The sequence below is a fragment of the Stenotrophomonas sp. BIGb0135 genome, from assembly GCF_024810105.1.
Classification (GTDB): domain Bacteria; phylum Pseudomonadota; class Gammaproteobacteria; order Xanthomonadales; family Xanthomonadaceae; genus Stenotrophomonas; species Stenotrophomonas maltophilia_AB.
This window is the reverse complement of sequence record NZ_JANUDX010000002.1, coordinates 258,057-282,675: the sequence shown is the minus strand read 5'-3', so window position 1 is coordinate 282,675 and position 24,619 is coordinate 258,057. Positions and strand designations below refer to the sequence as shown.

The 24,619-nt window shown below is 64.0% G+C and carries 21 protein-coding genes; 7 read left to right on the top strand and 14 right to left on the bottom strand.

Annotated elements, in window-relative coordinates; genetic code table 11:
- Positions 1-50 precede the first annotated feature (50 nt).
- Positions 51-1,430, bottom strand: a complete 1,380-nt coding sequence (gene ffh / locus M2421_RS05690) for a signal recognition particle protein (RefSeq protein WP_259203922.1) — start codon at positions 1,428-1,430, stop codon at positions 51-53.
- Positions 1,431-1,561: 131 nt separating this feature from the next.
- Between ffh and ccsA the strand changes: the two genes are divergently transcribed.
- Complete coding sequence (ccsA, locus tag M2421_RS05685) at positions 1,562-2,359, top strand: cytochrome c biogenesis protein CcsA (protein ID WP_259203921.1); 798 nt, start codon at positions 1,562-1,564, stop codon at positions 2,357-2,359.
- 712 nt (positions 2,360-3,071) lie between these two features.
- Here ccsA and radA read toward each other — a convergent pair.
- Positions 3,072-4,451, bottom strand: a complete 1,380-nt coding sequence (gene radA / locus M2421_RS05680) for a DNA repair protein RadA (RefSeq protein WP_259203920.1) — start codon at positions 4,449-4,451, stop codon at positions 3,072-3,074.
- A gap of 149 nt (positions 4,452-4,600) precedes the next feature.
- Between radA and M2421_RS05675 the strand changes: the two genes are divergently transcribed.
- Positions 4,601-6,664 (top strand): bifunctional diguanylate cyclase/phosphodiesterase, encoded by a 2,064-nt coding sequence (locus M2421_RS05675; RefSeq protein WP_259203919.1) that lies wholly within the window; start codon positions 4,601-4,603, stop codon positions 6,662-6,664.
- A 199-nt stretch (positions 6,665-6,863) separates the two neighbouring features.
- On the opposite strand, the gene cyoD is transcribed toward M2421_RS05675, so the two are convergent.
- From cyoD to M2421_RS05645, 6 genes are all read right to left on the bottom strand, one after another.
- The gene (cyoD, locus tag M2421_RS05670) at positions 6,864-7,211 is read right to left on the bottom strand and encodes a cytochrome o ubiquinol oxidase subunit IV (protein ID WP_259203917.1); all 348 of its coding nucleotides are present in this window, start codon (positions 7,209-7,211) and stop codon (positions 6,864-6,866) included.
- Positions 7,211-7,852: a cytochrome o ubiquinol oxidase subunit III gene (gene cyoC, locus M2421_RS05665; RefSeq protein WP_259203916.1), complete on the bottom strand. Its 642-nt coding sequence runs from the start codon at positions 7,850-7,852 to the stop codon at positions 7,211-7,213. The genes cyoD and cyoC overlap by 1 nt, the downstream gene beginning before the upstream one ends.
- Positions 7,849-9,846 (bottom strand): cytochrome o ubiquinol oxidase subunit I, encoded by a 1,998-nt coding sequence (cyoB, locus tag M2421_RS05660; protein WP_259204912.1) that lies wholly within the window; start codon positions 9,844-9,846, stop codon positions 7,849-7,851. The genes cyoC and cyoB overlap by 4 nt, the downstream gene beginning before the upstream one ends.
- An 8-nt stretch (positions 9,847-9,854) precedes the next feature.
- Complete coding sequence (gene cyoA / locus M2421_RS05655; RefSeq protein WP_259203915.1) at positions 9,855-10,943, bottom strand: ubiquinol oxidase subunit II; 1,089 nt, start codon at positions 10,941-10,943, stop codon at positions 9,855-9,857.
- 265 nt (positions 10,944-11,208) lie between these two features.
- A complete protein-coding gene (locus M2421_RS05650) occupies positions 11,209-12,837 on the bottom strand; it encodes a lactate permease LctP family transporter (RefSeq protein WP_259203914.1) in 1,629 nt (542 codons plus the stop codon).
- A 43-nt stretch (positions 12,838-12,880) separates the two neighbouring features.
- On the bottom strand, positions 12,881-13,885 hold the full coding sequence (locus M2421_RS05645) for a 2-hydroxyacid dehydrogenase (RefSeq protein WP_259203913.1): 1,005 nt from the start codon (positions 13,883-13,885) through the stop codon (positions 12,881-12,883).
- Positions 13,886-14,033: 148 nt separating this feature from the next.
- Here M2421_RS05645 and M2421_RS05640 point away from each other — a divergent pair, with 148 nt between their 5' ends.
- The 5 genes from M2421_RS05640 (at position 14,034) to M2421_RS05620 (ending at position 18,313) form a co-directional block, all read left to right on the top strand.
- Positions 14,034-14,384, top strand: a complete 351-nt coding sequence (locus M2421_RS05640; RefSeq protein ID WP_310439407.1) for a hypothetical protein — start codon at positions 14,034-14,036, stop codon at positions 14,382-14,384.
- A gap of 256 nt (positions 14,385-14,640) precedes the next feature.
- A complete protein-coding gene (locus M2421_RS05635) occupies positions 14,641-15,441 on the top strand; it encodes an alpha/beta hydrolase (RefSeq protein WP_259203911.1) in 801 nt (266 codons plus the stop codon).
- On the top strand, positions 15,438-16,760 hold the full coding sequence (locus M2421_RS05630) for a sensor domain-containing diguanylate cyclase (RefSeq protein WP_259203910.1): 1,323 nt from the start codon (positions 15,438-15,440) through the stop codon (positions 16,758-16,760). Before M2421_RS05635 ends, M2421_RS05630 begins: the two co-directional genes overlap by 4 nt.
- 91 nt (positions 16,761-16,851) lie before the next feature.
- Entirely contained in the window at positions 16,852-17,661 is an 810-nt protein-coding gene (locus M2421_RS05625; protein WP_259203908.1) for a hypothetical protein, read from the top strand.
- A 193-nt stretch (positions 17,662-17,854) separates the two neighbouring features.
- On the top strand, positions 17,855-18,313 hold the full coding sequence (locus M2421_RS05620; protein ID WP_259203906.1) for a DUF695 domain-containing protein: 459 nt from the start codon (positions 17,855-17,857) through the stop codon (positions 18,311-18,313).
- A gap of 1,321 nt (positions 18,314-19,634) precedes the next feature.
- On the opposite strand, the gene M2421_RS05615 is transcribed toward M2421_RS05620, so the two are convergent.
- The 6 genes from M2421_RS05615 to M2421_RS05590 form a co-directional block, all read right to left on the bottom strand.
- Positions 19,635-20,033 carry a hypothetical protein gene (locus M2421_RS05615; RefSeq protein WP_259203905.1) on the bottom strand — a complete coding sequence of 133 codons (399 nt, stop codon included), beginning with the start codon at positions 20,031-20,033 and terminating at the stop codon, positions 19,635-19,637.
- 400 nt (positions 20,034-20,433) lie between these two features.
- On the bottom strand, positions 20,434-20,838 hold the full coding sequence (locus tag M2421_RS05610) for a DUF4279 domain-containing protein (protein WP_259203903.1): 405 nt from the start codon (positions 20,836-20,838) through the stop codon (positions 20,434-20,436).
- Between the two features lie 542 nt (positions 20,839-21,380).
- A complete protein-coding gene (locus tag M2421_RS05605) occupies positions 21,381-21,743 on the bottom strand; it encodes a hypothetical protein (protein ID WP_259203901.1) in 363 nt (120 codons plus the stop codon).
- A gap of 377 nt (positions 21,744-22,120) precedes the next feature.
- On the bottom strand, positions 22,121-22,642 hold the full coding sequence (locus tag M2421_RS05600; RefSeq protein ID WP_259203900.1) for a hypothetical protein: 522 nt from the start codon (positions 22,640-22,642) through the stop codon (positions 22,121-22,123).
- A gap of 318 nt (positions 22,643-22,960) precedes the next feature.
- Positions 22,961-23,293, bottom strand: a complete 333-nt coding sequence (locus M2421_RS05595) for a hypothetical protein (protein WP_259203899.1) — start codon at positions 23,291-23,293, stop codon at positions 22,961-22,963.
- A gap of 94 nt (positions 23,294-23,387) precedes the next feature.
- Positions 23,388-24,221: an RHS repeat-associated core domain-containing protein gene (locus tag M2421_RS05590; protein ID WP_259203898.1), complete on the bottom strand. Its 834-nt coding sequence runs from the start codon at positions 24,219-24,221 to the stop codon at positions 23,388-23,390.
- Positions 24,222-24,619: the final 398 nt, after the last annotated feature.

Genomic DNA, 24,619 nt, shown 5'->3' with positions numbered 1-24,619 from the left:
GCACGGCGCAGCACGCCCTGCAGCGGGCGTTGCGCCGCCCATTGCAGGGCTCAGCGGAACGGCATGCCGCCGCGGCCGCCCATGGCCCCCATCATCCCCTTCATGCTGCGCATCATGCCCTTCATGCCGCCACCGGCCATCTTGCTCATCATCTTTTCCATCTGCTGGAACTGCTTCATGAGCTTGTTGACGTCGGCCGGGGTCAGGCCCGAACCGCGTGCGATACGCGCACGACGCGAGCCGTTGAGCAGGCCGGGGTTGCGGCGCTCCTTCTTGGTCATCGAGTTGATGATCGCGATCATGCGCGGCACTTCCTTGCCCTGGCTGACCTGCTGCTTGAGGTGCTCGGGAATGTTGCCCAGGCCCGGCAGCTTGTCCATCAGGCCGCCGATGCCGCCCATGTTCTGCATCTGCTCGAGCTGGTCGCGCATGTCGTTCAGATCGAACTTCTTGCCCTTGGCGACCTTCTCGGCCAGCTTCTGCGCCTTGTCCTTGTCGACCTGCTGCTCGACCTGCTCCACCAGCGACAGCACGTCGCCCATGTCCAGGATGCGGCTGGCGATACGGTCCGGGTGGAACACGTCCAGGCCGTCGGGCTTTTCGCTGACGCCGACGAACTTGATCGGCTTGCCGGTGATGTAGCGCACGCTCAGTGCGGCACCGCCACGGGCGTCACCGTCGGTCTTGGTCAGCACCACGCCGGTCAGCGGCAGCGCCTCGCCGAAGGCCTTGGCGGTATTGGCCGCGTCCTGGCCGGTCATGGCGTCGACCACGAACAGCGTTTCAGCCGGGTTGACCGCCGCGTGCAGGGCCTTGATCTCGGCCATCATCGCTTCGTCGATGGCCAGGCGGCCGGCGGTATCGACGATCAGCACGTCCACGAACGACTTGCGCGCATCGTCGATGGCGGCGCGGACGATCGCTTCCGGTTTCTGGTCGGCGCTGGACGGGAAGAACAGCACGCCGACCTGGTCGGCCAGGGTCTTGAGCTGCTCGATCGCGGCCGGACGGTAGACGTCGGCCGACACCACCATCACTTTCTTCTTGCGCTTTTCCTTCAGGTGCTTGGCCAGCTTGCCCACCGTGGTGGTCTTGCCCGCACCCTGCAGGCCGGCCATCAGGATGATCGCCGGGGCCGGCACGTTGAGGTTGAGGTCGGACGCGGCCGAGCCCATCACCGTGGTCAGCTCGTCGCGCACGACCTTGATCAGCGCCTGGCCCGGGGTCAGCGACTTCAGCACTTCCTGGCCGACCGCGCGCACCTTGATGCGCTCGACCAGCGCCTGCACGACCGGCAGGGCGACGTCGGCTTCGAGCAGCGCGATGCGGACTTCGCGGGTGGCCTCGCGGATGTTTTCCTCGGTGAGGCGACCGCGGCCACGCAGCCGCTCGATGGTGCCGGAGAGGCGCTGGGTCAGGGACTCGAACATGGAGGCAACCTGTTCAGAACGAAAGACAGAGAGACGCACAGTATAGCCGGTCCACCAAGCGCCCCGGACCGCGACTGCGGCCCATGGCCGCAGGCATCGCCAGTGGCCGGGGGGTATGCGAAACTGGAACGATGACAATCGTTCTCATCGCGACCCTGCTGTACCTGACCGCCACCGGGCTGCTGGTGCGCGCGGTCGTCCGCGATGATGCGGTGACCTCGCCGGCCTGGCTGTGGCCGGCGCTGCCGGCGATGCTGCTGCACGGTGGTTACCACGTGCTGGTGGCGATGCGCACCACCGGTGGGCCGGACATGCACTTCTTCGCCGCGCTGTCGCTGGTCGGCCTGGGCATGGCCTGGCTGACCTCGCTGGTGGCCGCGCGCGGGCGCATGGCCGCCCTGGGGGTGCTGGTATTCCCGATGGCCGCGGCGGTGTTGTGGGCCTATCACGCCTACGGTCACGAACCGAGCCGGCCGCTGGGCTGGCAGCTGGCCACGCATGCATGGCTGGCCCTGCTGGCCTACGCCACCCTCAGCGTGGCCGCGCTGCTGGCGATCATGTTGTGGCTGCAGGAACGCGCGTTGCGTCGACGCGATTTCCGCCCTTGGCTGCGTGCGTTGCCGCCGCTGGCCGACCTGGAATCGCTGCTGTTCCGGGTGATCGCCGTCGGCTTCGCCCTGCTCACCCTGACCCTGCTCACCGGCGTGCTGTTCGTCGATGACCTGCTGGCGCAGAAGCTGGTGCACAAGACCGTGCTCAGCGTGCTGTCGTGGATCGTTTTCGGCACGTTGCTGATCGGCCGTCGTCGCTACGGCTGGCGCGGCGCCAAGGCCGTGCACTGGACCCTGACCGCGATGGCGCTGCTGCTGCTGGCGTTCTTCGGCAGCCAGTTCGTCATCGAACTGGTGTTCGGGCATACCACCCGCTGACCGACCCCTGGCGGGTAGTCGGGCACACAACACGGTCGCCCGGGTAGCGCCGCGCCATGCTCGGCTGGCCGGATTGGGCGTACCGGCTGACGCCTGGGTAGAGCCGAGCCATGCTCGGCTTGCCGGATCGAGCGTACCGCCTGACACCTGCGTAGAGCCGAGCCATGCTCGGCTTGCCGGATCGGGCGTACAAGGTGGGTCACCGAAAGCAGCCGAGCATGGCTCGGCTCTACCAGAGCGGGCCCTGCCCGACTGGCCGGGCGTACCGGCCGACACCTGGGTAGAGCCGAGCCATGCTCGGCTTGCCAGATCGGGCGTACAAGGTGGGTCGCCGAAAGCAGCCGAGCATGGCTCGGCTCTACCAGAGCTGGGCCCTGCCCGACTGGCCGGATCGGGCGTACCGGCTGACACCTGGGTAGAGCCGAGCCATGCTCGGCTTGCCGGATCGGGCGTACCGGCTGACACCCGGGTAGAGCCGAGCCACGCTCGGCTTGCCGGATCAGGCGCACAAGGTGGGTCGCTGAGAGCAGCCGAGCATGGCTCGGCTCTACCAGAGCGGGCCCTGCCCGGCTGGCCGGGCCGTGCGTACCGGCTGACACCCGGGTAGAGCCGAGCCATGCTCGGCTTGCCAGATCGGGCGTACAAGGTGGGGCACCGCAACCAGCCGAGCATGGTTCGGCGCTACCTGGGTGCGTCGTTGGCGCGGATGGGGTCAGGCTGCCTCGATCGCCTCGGACAAGCGCTCCACCGCGATCACCTCCATGCCCTTCACGCTTCCGGTCTTGGGCGCGTTGGCCTTGGGCACGATGGCGCGCTTGAAGCCATGGGTGGCCGCTTCACGCAGGCGGTCCTCGCCGTTGGGCACCGGACGTATCTCGCCGGACAAGCCGACTTCGCCGAAGGCGATGGTCTTCTCGGCCAGCGGCCGGTCCTGCAGCGAGGACAGCACCGCCAGCAACACCGGCAAGTCCACCGCGGTTTCCTGCACGCGGATGCCACCGACCACGTTGACGAACACGTCCTGGTCGCCGGTAAGCACGCCCCCGTGCCGGTGCAGCACCGCCAGCAGCATCGCCAGGCGGTTCTGCTCCAGGCCCACTGCCACCCGCCGCGGATTGGACAGCGGCGAGGTATCCACCAGCGCCTGCACCTCCACCAGCAGCGGCCGGGTGCCCTCGCGGGTGACCATCACGCAGCTGCCCGGCTGCTGCGTGCTGCCACCGGACAGGAAGATCGCCGAGGGGTTGGAGACTTCCTTCAGGCCCTTCTCGCCCATGGCGAACACGCCCAGCTCGTTGACCGCGCCAAAGCGGTTCTTGAACGCGCGCAGCAGGCGGAAGCGGCTGCCGCTCTCCCCCTCGAAATACAGCACCGCATCGACCATGTGCTCGAGCACGCGCGGGCCGGCGATGCCGCCTTCCTTGGTGACATGGCCCACCAGGAATACGGCGGTGCCGGTTTCCTTGGCGAAGCGGACCAGCCGCGCGGCGCTTTCGCGCACCTGGCTCACCGAGCCCGGCGCGGCGGTGAGCGATTCGGTCCACAGGGTCTGGATGGAGTCGGCCACGATCAGCTTGGGGCGGGCGACGCTGGCGTGCTGCAGGATCGCCTCGACCTGGGTTTCGGCCAGCGCATTGACGTTGTCCAGCGGCAGGTCCAGCCGTACCGCGCGCCCGGCCACCTGCGACAGCGACTCCTCGCCGGTGATGTACAGCACCGGCAGGGTCGCGGCCATCTTCGCCACGGCCTGCAGCAGCAGGGTGGACTTGCCGATGCCCGGATCGCCGCCGACCAGGATCACCGCACCTTCAACCAGGCCACCGCCCAGCACCCGGTCGAATTCGCCGATGCAGGTGCTGACGCGCAGGTGCTCGGTCTGCTGCACATCCTTGAGCGCCATGATCTTGGGCGCATCGACCTTGCCCGCCCAGCCGGAGCGACGCGCGGCCGGCGAGGCCTTGGCTGGCGTGGCGCTTTCCAGGGTGATCTCGGTGAGCACGTTCCACACGCCGCACTCGGTGCACTGCCCCTGCCACTTGCTGTATTCGGCGCCACATTCGCTGCACACGTATGCGGTCAGTCGCTTGGCCATGTCCACGTCCACTTCATCGTCTGGCGGGCAGGATAGCCGAGCCGCGTCGCAACAACCGAGACGCGCCGCCAACGGCGTTCAAGTTTCCCGCCGGCAGGCCGATACCGGGGCGGGCCATCGCCCGTCCCCCTTTTATCCAGGCTTCTCCCATGACCGGCACCTACAGCCAGAGTCTTGTCGTCTTCTCGCTGCTGGTCGCCATCCTTGCCTCGTATACGGCACTGGACATGGCCGGCCGGCTGGCCAGCACCCAGGGCCGCGTGGCCCGCTGGTGGCTGGCCGGTGGCGCAGGCGCGATGGGCCTGGGCATCTGGTCGATGCACTTCATCGGCATGCTCGCCTTCCACCTGCCGATCCCGGTCGGCTACGACCTGGGCATCACCCTGTTCTCGCTGGCCGTGTCCGTCGGCGCGTCGGCCTACGCGCTGTGGCTGGTCTCGCGCCCGTCGCTGCCGTGGGCCCGGCTGGGCGCCGGCGCGGTGCTGATGGGCCTGGGCATCGCCGCCATGCACTACCTGGGCATGGCCGCCCTGCGCATGCAGCCGGGCATCGATTACGACCCGGTCTGGTTCACCCTGTCGCTGCTGATCGCCATCAGCGCGGCCGGTGCGGCCTTGTGGATCGCGTTCCGGCTGCGCCTGGAGCAGCGCCGCGCATTCCTGTTGCGCGGCCTGGCGTCGCTGGTGATGGGGCTGGCGATCGTGGGCATGCACTACACCGGCATGGCCGCGGCCCACTTCCCGCCCGGCAGCATCTGTGGCGCCGCCTATGGCGAGGGCATCGACGCCAAGTGGCTGGCCGTGCTGGTCATCGTGACCACGCTGGCCACGCTGGGCATCGCGCTGCTGGCCTCGGTGTTCGACCGCCAGATGCGCACGCGCACCGGCATGCTGGCCGACTCGCTGGCGCACGCCAACGAGAAACTGCTGCAGGCCGCCCTGCACGACCCGCTGACCCAGCTGCCGAACCGGATGCTGCTGCAGGACCGGATCGAGCAGGCGATCGAGAAGGCGCGGCGCCGGCACTTCAGTTTCGCGGTGATGTTCTGCGACCTGGACGGCTTCAAGGCTATCAACGATGCCTACGGCCACCAGCTCGGCGACAAGCTGCTGATCCAGATGAGCGAGCGCGTCAGTGCGCTGCTGCGCAGCCAGGATACGTTCGCGCGGCTGGGCGGCGACGAGTTCGTCATCGTGTTCCAGGTGGACGACCCCGAAGATGCAGCGGTGGTCGCCGAACGCATCATCGCCAGCGTGGGCGAGCCGTTCCTGATCGATGCGCTGGAACTGCAGGTGACCGCCAGCCTCGGCATCGCGCTGTACCCGGCCGACGCCACCAGTGAACGGGAGTTGATGGCGCACGCCGACGCGGCGATGTACCACACCAAGGACGGCGGCCGTAACGGCTATACGTTCTTCACCGAATCGATGCATGTCAGCGCCAACCGCCAGCTCAAGCTGCTGCAGGAGCTGCGCCGGGCGATCCACCGCAACGAGCTGGTGCTGCACTACCAGCCCAAGTTCCCGGCCAGCGGCCAGCCGCTGATCGGCGCCGAGGCGCTGGTGCGCTGGCAGCACCCCGAGCTGGGCCTGCTCGGCCCGGACATGTTCATTCCGGTGGCCGAACGCAGCGGGCTGATCCTGCCGCTGGGCGACTGGGTGCTGGACCACGCCTGTGCGCAGCTGCGCCTGTGGCACGACGCCGGCCATGCGGAGTGGTCGATGGCGGTCAACCTGTCGCCGCTGCAGTTCGGCTCGGCCACCCTGCTCGACACGGTCAAGCGCACGCTGGAACGGCACCGGCTGGACCCACGCCACCTGACCCTGGAAGTGACCGAGACCACCGCGATGAAGGACGTCGAGGCGAGCCTGCAGATCCTGCACGGACTCACCGCGATGGGGGTCAACATCTCCATCGACGACTTCGGCACCGGCTACTCCAGCCTGCTCTACCTCAAACGCATGCCGGCCACCGAACTGAAGATCGACCGCGCGTTCGTGCACGACCTGGAAGACAACGCCGAAGACGCGGCGATCGTGTCCTCGATCATCGCGCTGGGCCGTTCGCTGCAACTGCGGATCGTCGCCGAGGGCGTGGAAACCGATGGGCAACGCCAGTACCTGAGCGACATGGGCTGCGACCTGCTGCAGGGGTACCACCTGGGGCGGCCGGTGGGGGCTGACGAATTCCTGCGGTTGGCCCAGGCGGCGTAGCGCTTCGATCGTCCACCTTCAGTGGACCGCTTCGTTGCGCTCGAGCACGCGCCGGTGTTGCCTCTCGTTCCTTGAGGTGCCCCGGGGTGCCCAGACCGGTGGACGCGCACACCTGCAGCCGTTGATCCCGCCCTGATCGACGCAAACAAAAAGGCCGCCCGGGGGCGGCCTTTCTGCGTGCGGCAACGTCGCGGGGACGTCAGTGCATCATGTGCACGTTCATGTTGTGCATGACCCACAGCGAGCCGGCGACGATGATGCCGATCACCACCACGGTGAAGGCCGCGGCGCTGACGTTCCAGCGCTGCTCCGAGGAGCGGTCCAGGTGCAGGAAGAACACCAGGTGCACCAGGATCTGCAGCACCGCGGCGATCACGATGATCACGCCGGTGGTGAAGGTCGGCAGGTTGCCGTGCATCACCAGCCAGAACGGGATGATGGTCAGGACCGCTGCCAGCAGGAAGCCGACCAGGTACGACTTGACGCTGCCGTGGCTTTCGCCGCCGGCACCGTGGCCGTGGTCGTGTGCGTGATTGTCATGTGCCATTACAGCGCTCCCTTCAGGTAGACGACGGAGAACACGCCGATCCAGATCAGGTCCAGGAAGTGCCAGAACAGGCTCAGGCACGCCATGCGGGTCTTGTTGGTCGGGGTCAGGCCGTTCTGCTTGATCTGGATGAACATGACCAGCAGCCACAGCAGGCCGGCACTCACGTGCAGGCCGTGGGTACCCACCAGCGCGAAGAACGCCGACAGGAACGCACTGTGGTCGGGACCGTAGCCCTCATGGATGAGGTGGTTGAACTCCCACACTTCCATGACCATGAAGCCGAAGCCCAGCAGCCAGGTCAGGCCCAGCCACAGGTACATCTGGCCGACCTTGTGCTTGTGCAGGGCGATCATGCCCAGGCCGAAGGTCAGCGAAGACACCAGCAGCAGCGTGGTTTCCCAGGCGACGAAGCTCAGGTCGAAGAGGTCCTTCGGGCCCGGCCCGCCGTTGGTGCCACCGGACAACACGATGTAGGTGGCGAACAGGCTGGCGAAGATGAGGCAGTCGCTCATCAGGTACACCCAGAAACCGAAGACGGTGTTGCCGCCGGTGTCGTGGTGCTCGTGGTCATCATGGCCGTGGGCCGCCGCTTGCGCGGCGTGCCCATGGTTCATGCTGTTGGGGATAGTGCTGCTCATGCCTTCAGCTCCGATTTCACCAGGCCCTGCGCCACCAGGTGGCGACGGTGCTCATTTTCGATGCGCTCCACTTCGGCGGCCGGCACGTAGTAATCCGTGTCCTTGTCGAAGGTGCGCCAGATGAAGGTGCCGATCATGCCGACGATGCCCACGATGGCCAGCCACCAGATGTGCCAGATCATCGCAAAGCCCAGCACCAGGCTGAAGGCGCCGATCACCACGCCGGTGCCGGTGTTGCGCGGCATGTGGATGTCGGTGTACCTGGCCGGGCGTTCCCACGCCTCACCACGCTGCTTGCGCTCCCAGAAGTCGTCCAGTTCGGTGACCTTGGGCAGCGCGCCGAAGTTGTAGAACGACGGCGGCGAAGAGGTTTCCCACTCCAGCGTACGGGCATCCCACGGATCGCCGGTCAGGTCGGCGGTCTTCTTGCGGTCGCGGATCGACACGGCGATCTGGATCACCTGGCACAGGATGCCGGCGCCGATGATGAACGCACCGCACATGGCGATCACCAGCAGCGGCTGGTACTCCAGGTTCGGGTAGCTCTGCATGCGGCGGGTCATGCCCATGAAGCCCAGGATGTACAGCGGCATGAAGGCCACGTAGAAGCCGATGAACCAGCACCAGAACGCGCGCTTGCCCCAGGTTTCGTTGAGGCGGAAGCCGAACATCTTCGGCCACCAGTAGGTGATGCCGGCAAACATGCCGAACACCACGCCGCCGATGATGACGTTGTGGAAGTGGGCGATCAGGAACAGGCTGTTGTGGAGCACGAAGTCGATGGCCGGGATCGCCAGCATCACGCCGGTCATGCCGCCGATGGTGAAGGTGACCATGAAGCCGATCGTCCACAGCACCGGGGTGGTGAACTGCACGCGACCGCGGAACATGGTGAACAGCCAGTTGAAGATCTTCACGCCGGTCGGGATCGAGATGATCATCGTCGTGATGCCGAAGAAGGCATTGACGTTGGCACCCGAGCCCATGGTGAAGAAGTGGTGCAGCCACACGATGAACGACAACACGCCGATGCAGGCGGTGGCGTAGACCATGCCCTTGTAGCCGAACAGCGCCTTGCGCGAGAACGTGGCGATGACCTCGGAGAACACGCCGAAGGCCGGCAGCACCAGGATATAGACTTCCGGGTGACCCCAGATCCAGATCAGGTTGATGTACAGCATGGCGTTGCCGCCACCGTCATTGGTGAAGAAGTGCGTGCCCAGGTAACGGTCCAGGGTGAGCAGCACCAGGGTGACGGTCAGCACCGGGAAGGCGGCGATGATCAGCACGTTGGTGACCAGCGCGGTCCAGGTGAACACCGGCATGTGCATCAGCTTCATGCCCGGGGTACGCATCTTCAGGATGGTAATGAAGAAGTTGATACCGCTCAGCGTGGTACCCAGGCCAGCGACCTGCAGGCCCCAGATGTAGTAATCCACACCGACACCTGAGCTGTACTCCTTGCCCGACAAAGGCGGGAAGGCCAGCCAACCGGTCTGCGCGAACTCACCGACACCCAGCGAGATCATCACCAGGCCCGCGCCCGCCACGAACAGCCAGAAGCTGAGCGAGTTGACGAACGGGAAGGCCACGTCGCGTGCGCCGATCTGCAGCGGCACCACGACGTTCATCAGGCCGGTGATCAGCGGCATCGCCACGAAGAAGATCATGATCACGCCGTGGGCGGTGAAGATCTGGTCGTAGTGGTGCGGCGGCAGGAAGCCTTCGTTGCCACCGGCCGCGATGGCCTGCTGGGCACGCATCATGATCGCGTCGGCAAAGCCGCGCAGCAGCATGACGAAGGCGACGATGAGGTACATCGCGCCGATCTTCTTGTGGTCGACCGAGGTGAACCACTCTTTCCAGAGATAGCCCCACAGCTTGAACTTGGTGATCAGGGCCAGCACCAGCATGCCGCCGATACCAGCACCGACCAGCGTGGTGATGATGATCGGGTCATGCGGGATGTCGGCAAATGTCAATTTACCCAACAGATTCATGCTTATTCTCCCGAGCCTGCGTGGCCGGCGTGACCGGCGGCGGCGTGCTCGTCTGCAGTGTGGTCTGCGTGCTCGGCGGCGGCGCCAGCGGCGTGGGCCGCGTGCGTATCGTCGGCATGCACGTCGGCCGGGGCGGGACCATCGGCGGCCGGCATGTCGTGGCCGGCATGGCTTTCGCCCGCGGCGCCGTCATGGCCCATCGCCTGGTGGTCGTGCTTCATGCCGTAGTGCTGGTTGTCGCCCATGTGCTTGGCGATCACCCAGTCGAACAGGCCGGCTTCGCTGGTACCGAAATAGGTCACCGGGTGCCAGTCGTGGTTCTTCTCGGCCACCAGCGCGTTGAAGGCGGTCTTGTCCAGGGTCGCCGCAGTGCCGCGGACCTTGGCCAGCCACTGCTGGTACTGCTCCTCGCTGACCGAATGGGCAGTGAAGTGCATCTTGCTGAAGCCCGCGCCGCTGTAGTGCGAGGACATGCCCGGGAACTCACCGGTCTCGTTGGCGATCAGGTGGAGTTTGGTCTCCATGGCCGTCATCGAGTAGATCATGCTGCCCAGGTGCGGGATGAAGAACGCATTCATCACCGAATCGGACGTGATCTTGAAGTTCAGCGGGGTATCGACCGGGAAGGTGATCTCGTTGACCGTGGCGATGTTCTCTTCGGGGTAGATGAAGAGCCACTTCCAGTCCAGCGAGATGGCTTCGATCACCACCGGCTTCTTGTCCGAGTCCAGCGGACGGTACGGGTCCAGGGCGTGCGAGGAACGCCAGGTCAGCACGGCCAGCACCAGCACGATCATGCACGGGATCGACCACACCACCACTTCGATCGCGGTGGAGTGCGACCACTTCGGCTCATAGCGGGCCTTGGTGTTGGTCGCACGGTACTTCCACGCGAAGGTCAGGGTCATGATGATGACCGGCACGACGACCAGCAGCATCAGCACGGTAGCCGTGATCAGCAGCGTCTTCTCATCGTGGCCGATCTGGCCCTTGGGGTTGAGGATGGCCGAGTTGCAGCCCGTGAGGAACACGGACAACGCAAACAGCAGGCCCGGACGCAAAAAGCGTCCAAGGGGGTTCAACGGAATCATCGGTCGATCCAATTGCGTAGGGAATGCCAGCTCAAGCGCGCCCCGCCCGGCCAATGGCCGGATGTGCCGGTCCAGGGGGACAGGCACGGGGACGATCATGTCAGCCTTTCAATTTTAGGCCGTCACGCAACATTTAAGAAGAGCATTGACAATGATCCGGCGCAGGAAAGGCCACAAATAGGCTGCGACACGTTGTCGCAGCGGTGCGCAACGGCCCGGATCGGCACGTCCGCGGCATTCATGTATAGACATGAATGCCTCAGTTTCAGCCCGTCATCCACGACAGCAGCAGGGTGCACAGGCAGACGTAGCCCAGCAGCCCGAGGCTGATCGCCAGGGTGCTGCGCATGATCGCCGATTCCTGACCAACCAGCTTGACCGCCGCGGCGGCGATGGCGATCGATTGCGGCGACACCAGCTTGGCCATCACCCCGCCAGCGGTGTTGCCCGCCACCAGCAGCGCCGGCGACACCCCGATCTGCCCGGCGGTGACCGCTTGCAGGTGCGCGAACAGGGTATTGCTGTTGACCACCGAGCCGGTGATGAACACGCCCATCCAGCCGATCACCGGCGCCAGCACCGGGAACAGGCCGCCGGCCTGGGCCAGCGCCAGCCCGATCGTGGACGAGGCCCCGGAATAGTTGGTGATGTAGGCCACCGCCATCACCAGTGCCACCGTCGCCAGCGGCTTCCACATCTGGTTGCCGGACTGCGCAAGTTCTTCCGCGGCCGACCGCACGGTCAGCCGGGGTGACAGCACCACGGTGAGCAGCGCGGCGATCAGGATCGCGGTGCCGGACGCATTGAGCCACCCCACATCCCAGACCGCCGGCAGGGTGCGCGCGCTGGCCACCAGCGGCGGCACCTCCTGCACGCGCTGGTCCAGCAACGCGATGGGCAGGTGCAGCACCGTCGCCCCGAGCGCGCCGTCGGGGCCGAACAGCGCCTTGAACGCCGGCAGGCTCCAGGTGAGGATGGTGGCGGTGAGGATGTAGAACGGCGACCACGCCAGCAGCACCTGCCGCAGCGTCCAGCGCTGCCCGGAGACCGGCGGGGCCTGGTCCTCGCGGTAGATGCGCACGGGGCGCCAGACCTGCATGAACGCGGCCAGGCTGCCCATCGCGGCCAGGGGGCCGATGATGTCCACCAGTTCCGGCCCCAGCAGCACCAGCGTAAGCGTCTGCGCCCCGCTGAACACCGCGCCGACCACCAGCAGCACCGGCCAGGTCTCGCGCACCCCGCGCCAGCCATCCAGCATCCATACCAGTACGGCCGGCAGCAGCAGCGCACACACCTGCACCAGCGGGACCAGCATCTGCGACAGCCCGCCCAGCGCCACCCCACCCTGCTGCGCCCCCACCAGCACCGGGATCCCGATCGCTCCATAGGCCCCGGCCGCGCCATTGGCCACCAGGCACAGCATGGCCGCCTTGAGCGGGCGGAAACCCAGCTCCACCAGCAGCGCGGCGCAGATCGCGATCGGCACGCCGAAGCCCGCGGCCCCTTCCAGGAAGCCGCCGAAACAGAACGCGATCAGCAGCACCTGGATGCGCTGGTCGTCGGAGATGGTGGCGATGCTGCCGCGGATCACCTCGAACTTGCCGCTGCGGATGGCCAGCTTGTACAGCCACACCGCCATCAGCACGATGAAGCTGATCGGGAAGAGGCCGTTGGCGATGCCCAGCAGCGCCGCGCCGGCAATGGCGCCCGCGGGCATACCGAACACCCAGGCCGACACCAGTGCCGACACCAGCACCGCCAGCAGCGCGGCGGTGAGCCCCTTGAGCCGCAGCACCGTCAGCGCGAGCAGGAACACCAGCACCGGCAGCGCGGCCAGCAGCGCCGAGAGGTTCGCGTTGCCGAGGGGATCGTAGGTCTGATGCCACATGGTCATGCCCCTGCGCGGTGGGTGGAGGGAGGACGGCGACAGCGGTGGATCAGGCGGCGACCACGCGATTGGCACACGCGCGACCGCGGGCGAAGTCGTCCAGGTTGCCCAGCGTGATCGCGGAGATCTCCTGCAGCGCCTCGACGGTGAAGAAGCCCTGGTGCCCGGTGACCAGCACGTTGGGGAAGGTCATCAGGCGCTGGAAGGCATCATCGTCGATGATCTCGCCCGACCAGTCCTGGAAGAACAGCGCGCTTTCCTGCTCGTAGACATCGATGGCCAGGTGGCCCAGCTGCCGCGCCTTGAGCGCACCGATCACCGCCTGGGTATCGACCAGGCCGCCGCGCGAGGTATTGACCAGCATCGCGCCGGGCTTCATCTGCGCCAGCGAGGTCGCGTTGATCAGGTGGTGGGTGTCCGGCGTCAGCGGGCAATGCAACGAGACGATGTCGGCCCGCGCCAGCAGTTCCTCCAGTGCCACGAACGTGCCGATCGGCGGGAAGTCCGGTGACGGGTAAGGATCGTGGCCCAGCACCGTGCAGCCCATCCCCTTGAAGATGCGCGCCGTGGCCAGGCCGATCTTGCCGGTGCCGACGATGCCCACGGTCTTGCCGTGCAGGGTGCGCCCGAGCAGGCCATCGAGCATGAAGTTGCCCTCGCGCACCCGGTTGTAGGCGCGATGGGTGTGCCGGTTGAGGGTCATCACCAATGCCAGCGCATGCTCGGCCACCGCCTCGGGCGAGTAGGCCGGCACCCGGGCGACAAAGAACCCCATCTGCCCGGCCGTGGCCAGGTCCACGTTGTTGAAGCCGGCGCAGCGCAGCAGGATCGCGCGCACGCCCAGTGCATGCAGCGCGTGCAGTACCGGTGCGTCCAGGCGATCGTTGACGAAGACACAGACGGCCGCGCAGTCCTGTGCCAGCGCGGCGGTATGCACATCCAGGGACGCGTCGAAGTACAGGAACTCGGCCGGCTCCGCGAGGTCGGCGCACTGGTGGGCCTCGTCGAGGAATCGGCGGTCGTAGGGACGCGCGCTGAACACGGCGATTTTCATGGCGACTCCTCGGGGGAAGGCGGACGACGGCGGCCTACTTGCGCCTGCCCTGCCGTGCACCGCAGGATCGCGTGCCAGCCCCGCGCATGCAACCCTGGCCGGCTCGCCACCGCCTTCACCTCCCCACCGAGACCCTGCCGTGTCCCCGATGTCCCGTTTGCTGCGCTGGACCAGCACGCCCACCGGGCGCCGCATCGTCATCATCGCGACCACCGTGATCGTCCTGATGGCCGCCTCCAATCCGCTGTGGCTGCCGGTACTCACGATGGTTGATGCGGTGGGCCTGGATGTCCTTGCCCTGCTCATCGGCGCCCAGGCCCTGGCGCTGCTGCCGTGGCTGGTCGACCGTGCGCGCCGCTGGACCGGGCCGGCGCAGCGCGTACTGGCCGGCATCGTTGCCGGGGCCGCCGGCGGCTATCTGCGGCAGCTTCTGTTTGGCGGCTGGATGCCCGCGCGGGCAATGCGCATCCGCCTGCGCATTGAAACGACAGGATCCTGAGGATTCTCCGGGTTGCGTCGATCATGTTGTCGCCATCACCGGGACGACGCGTGCGAATCCAACCCTCGATCGCGTCGCGACCAAGCCCCGCCTTGGCGCGTACGCCCATCATTCCGGCTTGCCCCGCCCAAGGCCGGATGCCCGCACTCGCCGTTTCGGCGGTGCTGCCGCACATGAACCCCAGCTCGCATCGCGATAGACCCCGCCCACCACCGTGCCCTAGTATTCGGCCCTTCAGCGCCATGGGTAGACGTACGTGGGCAGTTTTGAAATGTTCAACGGTCGTCGCAGCGGCCAAGGCAAGCAGGTCGCCGTTCTTTCCCACGGCTTCGGTACCGACCAGACCGCATGGACCGCGCTGCGGCCCTGGTTCGAGGCGCGTTTCGACGTGATCTCCTTCGACCTGGCCGGCTGCGGCCCCCAGGGTGCGGAACGCTACGATTTCGAACGGCATGGCGCGTTGTTCGGCTATGCCGACGACCTGATCGACCTGCTGGACGAGTGCGGCGTGTCGCAGTGCACGTACATCGGCCACTCGATGAGCGGCATGATCGGCGCGCTGGCTGCCATCGCCAGGCCCGACCTGTTCGAGCGCCTTGTCCTCATCGGCGCGTCGCCGCGTTACCTCGATGATGTCGATTACACCGGCGGGTTCAAGCCGCAGGACCTGGAGGGCCTGTTCCAGAGCATGAGCGCCAACTACCAGGCCTGGGTGGCCGGGTTCGCGCCGATGGTAGTGGGCGTAGATGACAGCGCGGTGATCGCCGATTTCTCCAACACCCTGTTCCAGATGCGCCCGGACATCGCGCTCAACACCTCGCGCACCATCTTCACCTCCGATCTTCGCGGCTCGGCCGCGCAGGTGGCCAAGCCCGTCCATGTGATCCAGACCGCCGTGGACGTAGCCGTTCCGGTGCAGGTCGGGCAGTGGCTGGCCAAGGCGATCGACGGCGCGACCCTCGACGTGATCGATGCCGCCGGCCACCTGCCGCACATGACCGCCGCCGATGCGGTCATCGGCATCCTCGAGCAGCGTCTTGGCGGAGCGGCGCATTGACCCGCTCCGACAGCGACGCGCTCGCCGCGCTGTGCCACTTCGCCCAGCTTGCCTCGGGGGCGGACAGGGTCATGGCCATCGACATCGAGGCCGACGGCCGTGCCACGTGGGCAGTGTCCTCGCCCACGCTGTCGTTCTCCGGCTTCAATCTGGCCCGTAGCGGCATCTTCGAGCATGACTGGCGTGGCGAACCGGTAGAGGCCGCCGCGTTCCGGCTGCCGTCCGCGATCCTCCACGCACTCGGTGGCACCCCGGGATCGGTGCTGTACATCCCCTCCCCGTCCCATGGCGCACCGCTCAGCGGGCTGTTGCTGCTATGGCGGCATGCGTCGGCGCCTGCGCCGATGACGCAGCAGGTACCCATGCTGGCGGCCAGCGTGGCGCGGCTGCTGTCGGCACGACGGGAGGCCGCACGCGAGGTGATCGTACGCAACCAGTTCGAGGATCTGTTCGAGAGCGTGCCGGCCGGCATCGTGCTGATCGACGGCGATGGCGTGGGGGCGGCAATCAACGAGCGCGCCGCCGAGCTGATGGCGTGCGCTCCGGGGCGCCACCGCGCCGCCGAAATCGCCGGGCCCATGCGCGCCCTGCGGCAGCGCTGCGACAACCACGCCGAACTGGACCAGGCCTATGCAAGGCAGATGGGCGACGTCAATTTCGCCTCGAAGCTGAATTGGACGTTGGGCGAACGCACCTTCGAAGTGGACACCCACCCGGTGCGCGGCAACGGCGAGCACGGGCGCATCTGGCTGTTCACCGACGTCACCGCCGACCTGCTGATGGCCGCCGAACTGCGCCGCCTGGCCTCCTCCGATCCGCTGACCGGCGTCCCCAACCGGCGTCATTTCGAGGAATGCTCGGCACAGATCATCGCCGCCCGCGAAGCCCAGGGCCACGCCGTGGCCGTGCTCATGGTGGACGTGGATCATTTCAAGAAGATCAACGATACCCACGGCCACCCGGTCGGCGACGAAGTCCTCAAGGCCGTCGCCCGCCGCTGCCGCGAGGCGCTGCGCGATCGCGACCTGTTCGCCCGCTTCGGCGGCGAAGAGTTCATTGCGTTGCTGTCGGCGCCGGTCATCGACGAAGTGCCTGTCGCGGCCGAGCGGCTGAGGCATGCCATTGCCGCCGAGCCGATCACCGTTGCCGGGGTACGCATTCCCGTGTCGATCAGTGTGGGCGGCGCGATTGGCGAGGCGCTGCCGGGAGGCGACCAGCCGCTGCTGGAGGAACTGGTCGCGCGCGCGGATGAAGCGCTTTACCTGGCCAAGACCGAGGGGCGCAACCGGGTGCGGATGGCGGAGCCGGTCACGGCCTAGCCGCCGACCGACCCGCCCCTCTTGCCTGCCCCGGACGCCCCGCTACACTCAGGCCATCCCGGCCCTCCGGCCCCGCCTCGAAGGACGCAACATGGATGTTGTCCGCTCGTTTCGACGCCGCCTGTGCATGGCCGTCGTCCTGCTTGGCTCAGCCGCTCCGGCCATGGCCGCCGATCCACCCGCCAATGAGACGCCGCTGCAGCTTCAGCAGCGCCGGGTGGACGCACTGCGCGCGGCCGCCGACGCCGCCTCACCGACCAACCAACCCGACCGCGACGCGTTGGTCCGGGCCATGATCGTGGTGATGGCGGTGGCTGATCCCGCATTGCTTCCCGACGCATCGGCCGGGCTGACGGCACTCCCGGATCTACGCACCCTGTGCGCCAACAGCGCACACGCAGGCGCGCACCTGGTCCGCATGGCGCGGGCCACCGGCGATACCGAAGGGATGCTGGCCCGCATGTCCGTGGCGGTCGATGGCACCATGATCATGGCCACAGCCTGCTCGGCACGGCAGCTCGACATTCAGAGCCGCGCGATACTGGCACGGCCGGGCAAGCAGCCGACTGCCGAAGAGCTCACGGCGATGCAGAAGGAGGCCGACACCCTCCCACGCAACATCGCCGGCATCGTCCTGGGCGCCAGCCTGACCGACCTCAACCCGAACTCGCGCGCGCGCACCGCGCTCGATGGCCTGCCCGTTCTGGTGGAGGCCACCGCCGCGATGCCCCCGGCCACCAAGGCCGCCACCCTCGAGGCAGTGCAGCAGATTCTCGACCCGCCAGACCGCGACGGGCATATCGACCACGAAGCGCGTGATGTGCTGCTGCAGGCACTGAAGGGCAGTGAATGTGCGGCGGCCTGCGAATTGCTCGGGGCGGCGGAAGGGCCGCCCGGCTGATTCGCAGATGCCCAGGCCGGGCTGAACGCTCTGGCGCGCACGCGACTTGCCGCAAGGCGAAGGCCACGAAGGTGGCCGGCCCGTGCACTGGCAGGACCATCGCCAGGGCGTCGATGTCGCGAACGTCATCGCCTCCTTCAGCTGTCAGCGTGCTCGGCACCAGACTCCGCACGGGTACCAGATGGATAGACCAATGAGAGATGTCCCTGTTCCCTCCTATAGCTTGATTGAGACTTCCATCGGTAGCGATCCGGCCATTGTAGTTATCAATTCCGCATTACGTACATTCAGGGGACGCAATGCCTTTCCGTGGCACCTGAGAATTGGAATAAATTGCAAGCTTCAAGGCCTGAATGGCACGCCGACCAACGAAGAAATTGACACCCTTGTCCGGCTGGAGGAAATGATTGCACTGGCGATCGAGGCCGACCGTAACACTATTTTCCTGGCTCGAATCACGGCCCGTGGAGAGCGCGCACTCTTGTTCCGCGTTCATGACCCTGAAGTGGCTGATCAGATATTAAAACGCCTGACCGCCTTGCCGGACAGTCTGCGCGAGTGGGAATATCAGATGGAGTACGACGTCGACTGGATACTGGCGAAACCGGAAATGGACCTACTGGCAGCGCCTTCTCGCTCCAACCCGCCATAACCATCAAGCGAGCCTCGGCTGGCGATTCATGCACTTAAATTCAATGTTCAGTGCATCCGCTGGCCGGGAACGGCAAGAGCCTGCACCGCTGGACGGCCTAATCTCGCACTTCTGCCGGATATATGTCCCAAGTCAAGCCCAACCCGAGGCTGCAAAGCGCCCCCATCTACAAACTGGTCAGAGTGAATCCACCCTGCTCGCCAGCTTCAAGAAAACAGACTATGTCCGCAGCACACCCGGCAGCACGTAAATGATCGAACGTCCTCTCGGATCCAGACAGGCGGCCCAGCAACCAATCGACATGATCCTGCGGATCCGTCGAGTCCAACTGATCTTTGGACGAGTACTTCCATAACGAACCCTCTCCCTCAAACCGCCTTGGAGAGAGAGCATTGCGCACACGGATGCTGGTAGGCGCCAAGCCCAATACCGCCTCAATCGCACCGACATCAAACGACTCAGAAAATATTTTCAGCGTCACATACGTTCGAATACAGGTCATGGACGATCAAGCTCCCAGTCATTCACCGACTCCGCTCAGCGATGCTGATGAAATCGGCCGGCCGTGTACGTTTCCACAGAATCACCGAGATTGCCAGGCCACACCTTGGATAAACTTCGCCACACTTAAAACATCCAGGTTTCGCGGCTCACTCGACTTTCCCAGTTGCGGATCCATATACGCTGCTGCATGTACCTCAGCCCGGCGGCCGAGTGGCCCACATGTCCTGTGTACCCCGACCCATCCGTGACCTGACCACCTACAACGGCACCGCAGGGCTCGCAGTCATGGCGCTCGATCACGGCGCCATTGGCCTCGGTCTCAGCCACAACCGAACCCAACGCGTCCGAGTGGATGTAGGTGTCCGTCGCCTCGGCGACAGCGGAAGGCGATCAACCCAGGCCAGTCAGCACTGTCCGCGACAGCCAAGCGCCTACCGTCCGCGACCAGCAACAACGAGGCCAGGGCTTATCATTCCAACTGGCACCGGAAACAGGAGTCGAACCTGCGACCCACGCTGCCAGACCATCACACAATGACGATCGATGAAGCCGCCTCTGATCGCAGGTGAATTATTGCCAACGCTATTCATCATCATATGAACAAGCAGGCTCAGCTCCAGATGACCGTACTTCCGTCGGGCCCGTTCAGCTGCACGGCTTCCGGCCCGGAGTACCCGTCTTCTGTCAAGTCGACGGTGAGACATTTATCGCCCGAAAAAATGATGGTCATTTCGACCCCATCAACCATGCAATCGACCAGCTTCAATCGGATCGACGTATCTGTCGGTGCGCCCCCCCCCCGGTTAAGCAGGCTCTTTCAGCGCGGAATTCGGCATTGCGCCGGAAGCGCCTTGATTATCCTAAGCATGCATTCATCGAATCGAGACGTGCAACGCTCAGCCAGCACCTTCGATGAAGGCGAGTGCACTTCAAAATCAACCCGAAGAGAACCATCCACACCCGCATCATTATGACGTTGATCGGGTTTCGCATTCACGATTACAAGCCTCCATGCGCCCCCTGACTTGAAAGTAGAGTCAGGGGCTAGATTGACCTCCTTCATCAACCCCTCAAAATATCGCTGCGCCAAGCCAACACTCGGCGCCTCGTTGATTACCACAACCTCGCAGCGATCATTCCAACATGCAGCCAGCAACAGCGGAAGACCAACGGCAAATACTGCCGCCAAGGAACGTTTTTGAATAAGAATTAACATTACTTTCCCCGAGCACTCTTCTCAAGACGCATTGAGTCAATCCTTCCGTCAACCCTGAAAACACCCCGAAACTAACTTAATTTGACTTTAGTGGCCGAGTCATTCGACCTGATGGAATCCTCATCTCTCGCCCGCAACCTAGTCCCCCGACGATCTTCCATGATATGGCCTTGAGTATCCAGAACTGCTCACTATTACGTCTGCTGCAATATCAACTTTTTTACGTCGGTTCAAGGCGACCGCTCTCAAGCCTGTATACGTCGAAACCGGCGACCGCGATTCCGACCCAAGCATGGAAAGAGAATCGCTCCATCGAGTCGGATGGCAACCAGAGCTCGCAGCGACCGATGTCATTTCAAGTGCAATCGACTGAAGCATCCGCAACCTGCAAGTGGACCCCCTAAGCTTGCGCTTCAGCCCGATATATATCCCAAGTCAAGTCCAATCCCAGGCTAGAAAGCGTCCCCATCTGTAAACTGGTCAGGGTGAAGCCACCCTGCTCACCCGTTTCAAGGAAGCAGAATACGTCCACAACACACCCTGCATCCCGCAAATCATCAAACTTACTCTCGGATCCAGACAGGCGGCTCAGCAGCCAATCGATATGATCTTGCGGATCCATCGAGTCCAACTGGCCTTTGGACGAGTACTTCCATAGCGAACCCTCTCTCTCAAACCGCCTGGAAGAGAGAGCATCGCGCAAACGGATGCTCGTAGGCGCCAGGTTCAATGCCGCTCCAATTGCGCCGACATCAAACGATTCAGAAAAGATTCTCAGCGTCACATAAGTTCGAATACAGGCCATGCGCGATCAGACTCCTAGTCCCTCACCAAACTACCTCAGCGATGCTGAAGAAATCGGTCAGTCATGTATGTTTCCAATAGAATCACCGAAATTACCACCCGAGACCTCAGGACAAAATTCGCCACAGCTTCACAAACTTCAACGCCCGGGTTTCGCCACTCACTTGACTTCGGCAAATTTTCCTTCGCTGAGTGAATCGCATCCTTGACGTCGTGAGCTGACCGGCCCGTATCGCTAGCGATGGTGCCCACTTTATCAGTTGTCTCTCCCCCACAGTTGCCACACGCACCCGATGGCGCCGGGCGATCGGTCGTTCCGCGAGAATCACCGGACTGGCTTGCTTGAAAGTAACCCCTGACCTTACTGGTCAACTTAGCGCAGGATGCGAGGCGGTGTTTGGATGAGGATCGTCCGCAAGCAGGTCAGTCTGGAGATCATCTCCCGCTCGGCAAGCACGGCTAGCCATTCGACTCCGCTGCAGCTAGCGACTTCCGCCACTGCTGCCTCGTCGCCGTGCGGTGACAACCTGTCGCCGGACGGCTTCATGCGGCATTGATCGCCGACAGAACGACTTCAATCCCAACATCTGCACATATCCTCAGTGCGTGCTCCCGCGCCTCCGCCGGGGAGAGTCGCCCAGCCCTCCTCATCGCTTCAGTTGAAAGCCCCGCATCGAACGAGATCTTGTTCACCACATCTTCTTGAACGCGGCGATGCAGCTCGATAGCGGGCCCGAGCTTCATCATGCTCTCGGGATGCAGCGCACTTGAAGCTTCATGTCCGTCCAGAGCTTCGTAGTAGTAAAAATTGGAGTATTGCTCAATGAAAGCATGGGCATTAACGGAACCTAGCGCAAATTCCCGCACAAGCTTCGTCATCTCAATGATCGCAGTTTCCGTTTCCATGATTTACGTCGCTCCAACTCATTGTTTGATCGGAAGCCATGGGGTTCCGTCGGCATTGGTTACACCGGGAGCATGACCATGCCTTCAAGCAAGGCTTGGTATCGATCTCACAGGAACGATCGGCCAGGAATCCAACGGTGCGATTGAGGCCAATTACCCCATCCTGACGGGAGCAGCGCTCTTGGCGCTAAGCGCCAGCGAAGCCGGATCGGGTCGCGGTGGCGACATCAGCCAAGGCGCATCAAGCGGGGCTGAGGTTGCCGGCCAGCGGCCGGCACTACCAACGGCCGTGTCGCCCCAAACAAAAAGCCCCGACCAAGGCTGGACTTTTCTACAACCGGTGCCGGAAACAGGAGTCGAACCTACGACCTAAGCATTCATACATCTACCCGCGCGTACTCGTCCGCAGGGAACTGCCAATTTTTGGGGGCTCCACCAGGAAACGACATCGAAAAGGCACCGGGAATGTCGACAGCTACTACACTTAATACCTCTCCGCCATCCTTTGAACGGAACTCTATTCCCGCATCGACAAGGATGCCATCACGTTGCCACCGGAGGATGCTGATCTGGCCTACCACAAAGCCCACCGGTTCTGAGAGGCCAACCTGATCCCCATCGCTGACGGCACTTGGCGCCAAAGCAAGATTGATCGTCCCATACTCATCCCAGCCACGAACCAGGGTGCTGGATGAAGTAATTTCAAGTGAGCATCCAGAACTGAACTCCAGACAGGCCCACCACGCAAGATCCGAGCGCTGAGCAGCAGGAATGTAGCAACGCGTTACTTCCGCCCCACGCAACAAATCAAGTTGATCGAAAGAATCCAGCCCTTTAAGCTGCGCTGGAAGGTAGAGCGACCAATCAGCCAGAGAATCAATCGTAGTGAAGGGTTTCATGTGGTTTATTTCCGTTACCGGGAATGTCCATGCTCTTCCCACCTGAACTGTTGGTGTCGCGACCGTTCGCGTACAGGTGCCGATTGAACTTCCCCAAAGGCTGCTCATACGCCGTGACCGGATCCACCGACAGGAACAAGCCCAAGTTCGGATCCATGTACCGCTGCTACATGTAACAGCTCACGGCCGCGGTCAATGAGATATCCGAGACCACGCACGGGCAAGTTCACTGACACCGCATGCAGCTAAGATGCGTTCGTCCTTGCCATTTCATTATCTTCAGAAATGCGCTATCCATCATTATCTGAAGAAGCAGACTCAGCTCCAGATAACGATGCTACCGTCGGGCCCGTTCAGCTGCATGGCTTCCGGCCCGGAGTATCCGTCGTCCGTCAAGTCGACGGTGAGAAATTTATCGCCCGAAAACATCATGGTCATTTTGACGTCATCGACCAGGCAATCGACCAACTTCAATCGGAGCGACGCATGTGTCAGTGCGCCCACCCGCTCGCCGCAGGAGAGCGTGTATCCGTTATAAATATGAAGCGACCATCCATCATCAGTTCCAACCCGAAGCTGCTCATCCTCGACGGTCAACGTTACATACTTGCCCTTGAGATGTTGAAAAGTGTCTGATCGATGCTCGTTCATGTGACGTTTCTCACGCTACTTGATTGGAAAATGCGACTTGGAATTGGGTAGCGTCTTTCCTGAATATGGATCAACACCTTGCTTACCTGCGTTCTCATATTTGATGTAGCCCGCCGGGTATCCGGGACTGCCCCCCCCTCGGCGGCGTCGGATCCATCATCCGCATGGTTGCCACTTGTCGGTTGGCGCCCCCCGCGCCACCTGTAAAGGCGACACCGGTTTGCTTCCCCCCCGGATTTTTCACTGGAGAGGGGCCTGTTGAGCCTGGGGGCACAGGAAACGCCGTACCGTTTGATGAGACAACAAAATTTGGAGAGGAAGCAGGTGCTGGAGCGGCAACTGCAGCAGATGTTGACGCCGCTGCTGTTGGTGCGGGTAGTGCGCGAGACTGTTGTGCAGAGTCGATCGCGCCTGACATCAACGAGGCGGCGGCAGGACCAACGACGGGAGTTGCTCGAATTATCGCGTAGGTCAACACAAGGGCCGCGGGACCAAATGTGTTGTACGCGGCAGGATCGCTTGCTACCGAATCAGCGTGTCGCTCGGCTGCACGCTCCTGACGACCGTCAGGGTCATTAAACCGGTAAGGATTGTTTGCAGCGTATTTGAATCGGTTGAAGGACGATCCAGGATTGTCGTGTGGTGTGACCGGGTCCACAGACAGGAACACCCCCAACTGCGGATCCATGTACCGCTGCTGCATGTAGCTCAACCCAGTTGCCGCATCGCTCACATGTCCTGTGTACCCCGGGCCATCTTCAACTTGGCCACCAACCACCGCTCCATACGGCTCGTAGTCATAGCGCTTGATTACGTTGCCACTGGCATCGCTCTCGGCCACAACCGAGCCCAGTGCATCGGTGTGGATGTACGTGACCGTCGTTTGGGCAATTGCGGCTGGCGACACGCCAAGGCCAATCAGCAGCACGCAGCTCAGCCAAGCGCCAAACGCTCCCAGCTTCCGAATTCGACCTTCAATTCCCCTGAAGCGGGTCGACACACCGCTTGCAGTTCCCCCGAACCTGCGCATCCTTCCAATCCCTGAAAGTGCCTTGAAGCAAGGCCGTGTATTCATAGCACAGGAATCGCCGGCTGCGGTTGCCAGGTCAGGAACAGGGCGCGGTGCTGAGCGCCTGGGAAGCCGGCGGGCGAGTAGGCCGCGAGACTCGGAAATTGGGAGCTGCCAGCCATGGGCTGGCACTACGGGTTGCCGGCATTCCGCCGGGCATGGCCCGGCGCTGCCTGCCCAAACAAAAAGCCCCGACCTGGGCCGGGGCTTTTGTACAACTGGTGCCGGAAACAGGAGTCGAACCTGCGACCTACACT

Coding starts and splice junctions, on each gene's coding strand:
- M2421_RS05600 (WP_259203900.1), bottom strand. CDS start 22,642: ATGAAACCCTTCACTACGATTGATTCTCTGGCTGATTGGTCGCTCTAC.
- M2421_RS05650 (WP_259203914.1), bottom strand. CDS start 12,837: ATGACCATGTGGCATCAGACCTACGATCCCCTCGGCAACGCGAACCTC.
- M2421_RS05615 (WP_259203905.1), bottom strand. CDS start 20,033: ATGTTAATTCTTATTCAAAAACGTTCCTTGGCGGCAGTATTTGCCGTT.
- cyoC (WP_259203916.1), bottom strand. CDS start 7,852: ATGAGCAGCACTATCCCCAACAGCATGAACCATGGGCACGCCGCGCAA.
- M2421_RS05625 (WP_259203908.1), top strand. CDS start 16,852: ATGGATGTTGTCCGCTCGTTTCGACGCCGCCTGTGCATGGCCGTCGTC.
- M2421_RS05605 (WP_259203901.1), bottom strand. CDS start 21,743: ATGGAAACGGAAACTGCGATCATTGAGATGACGAAGCTTGTGCGGGAA.
- M2421_RS05645 (WP_259203913.1), bottom strand. CDS start 13,885: ATGAAAATCGCCGTGTTCAGCGCGCGTCCCTACGACCGCCGATTCCTC.
- cyoD (WP_259203917.1), bottom strand. CDS start 7,211: ATGGCACATGACAATCACGCACACGACCACGGCCACGGTGCCGGCGGC.
- radA (WP_259203920.1), bottom strand. CDS start 4,451: ATGGCCAAGCGACTGACCGCATACGTGTGCAGCGAATGTGGCGCCGAA.
- M2421_RS05640 (WP_310439407.1), top strand. CDS start 14,034: ATGTCCCGTTTGCTGCGCTGGACCAGCACGCCCACCGGGCGCCGCATC.
- cyoA (WP_259203915.1), bottom strand. CDS start 10,943: ATGATTCCGTTGAACCCCCTTGGACGCTTTTTGCGTCCGGGCCTGCTG.
- ccsA (WP_259203921.1), top strand. CDS start 1,562: ATGACAATCGTTCTCATCGCGACCCTGCTGTACCTGACCGCCACCGGG.
- M2421_RS05675 (WP_259203919.1), top strand. CDS start 4,601: ATGACCGGCACCTACAGCCAGAGTCTTGTCGTCTTCTCGCTGCTGGTC.
- ffh (WP_259203922.1), bottom strand. CDS start 1,430: ATGTTCGAGTCCCTGACCCAGCGCCTCTCCGGCACCATCGAGCGGCTG.
- M2421_RS05595 (WP_259203899.1), bottom strand. CDS start 23,293: ATGAACGAGCATCGATCAGACACTTTTCAACATCTCAAGGGCAAGTAT.
- M2421_RS05610 (WP_259203903.1), bottom strand. CDS start 20,838: ATGGCCTGTATTCGAACTTATGTGACGCTGAGAATCTTTTCTGAATCG.
- M2421_RS05620 (WP_259203906.1), top strand. CDS start 17,855: ATGAGAGATGTCCCTGTTCCCTCCTATAGCTTGATTGAGACTTCCATC.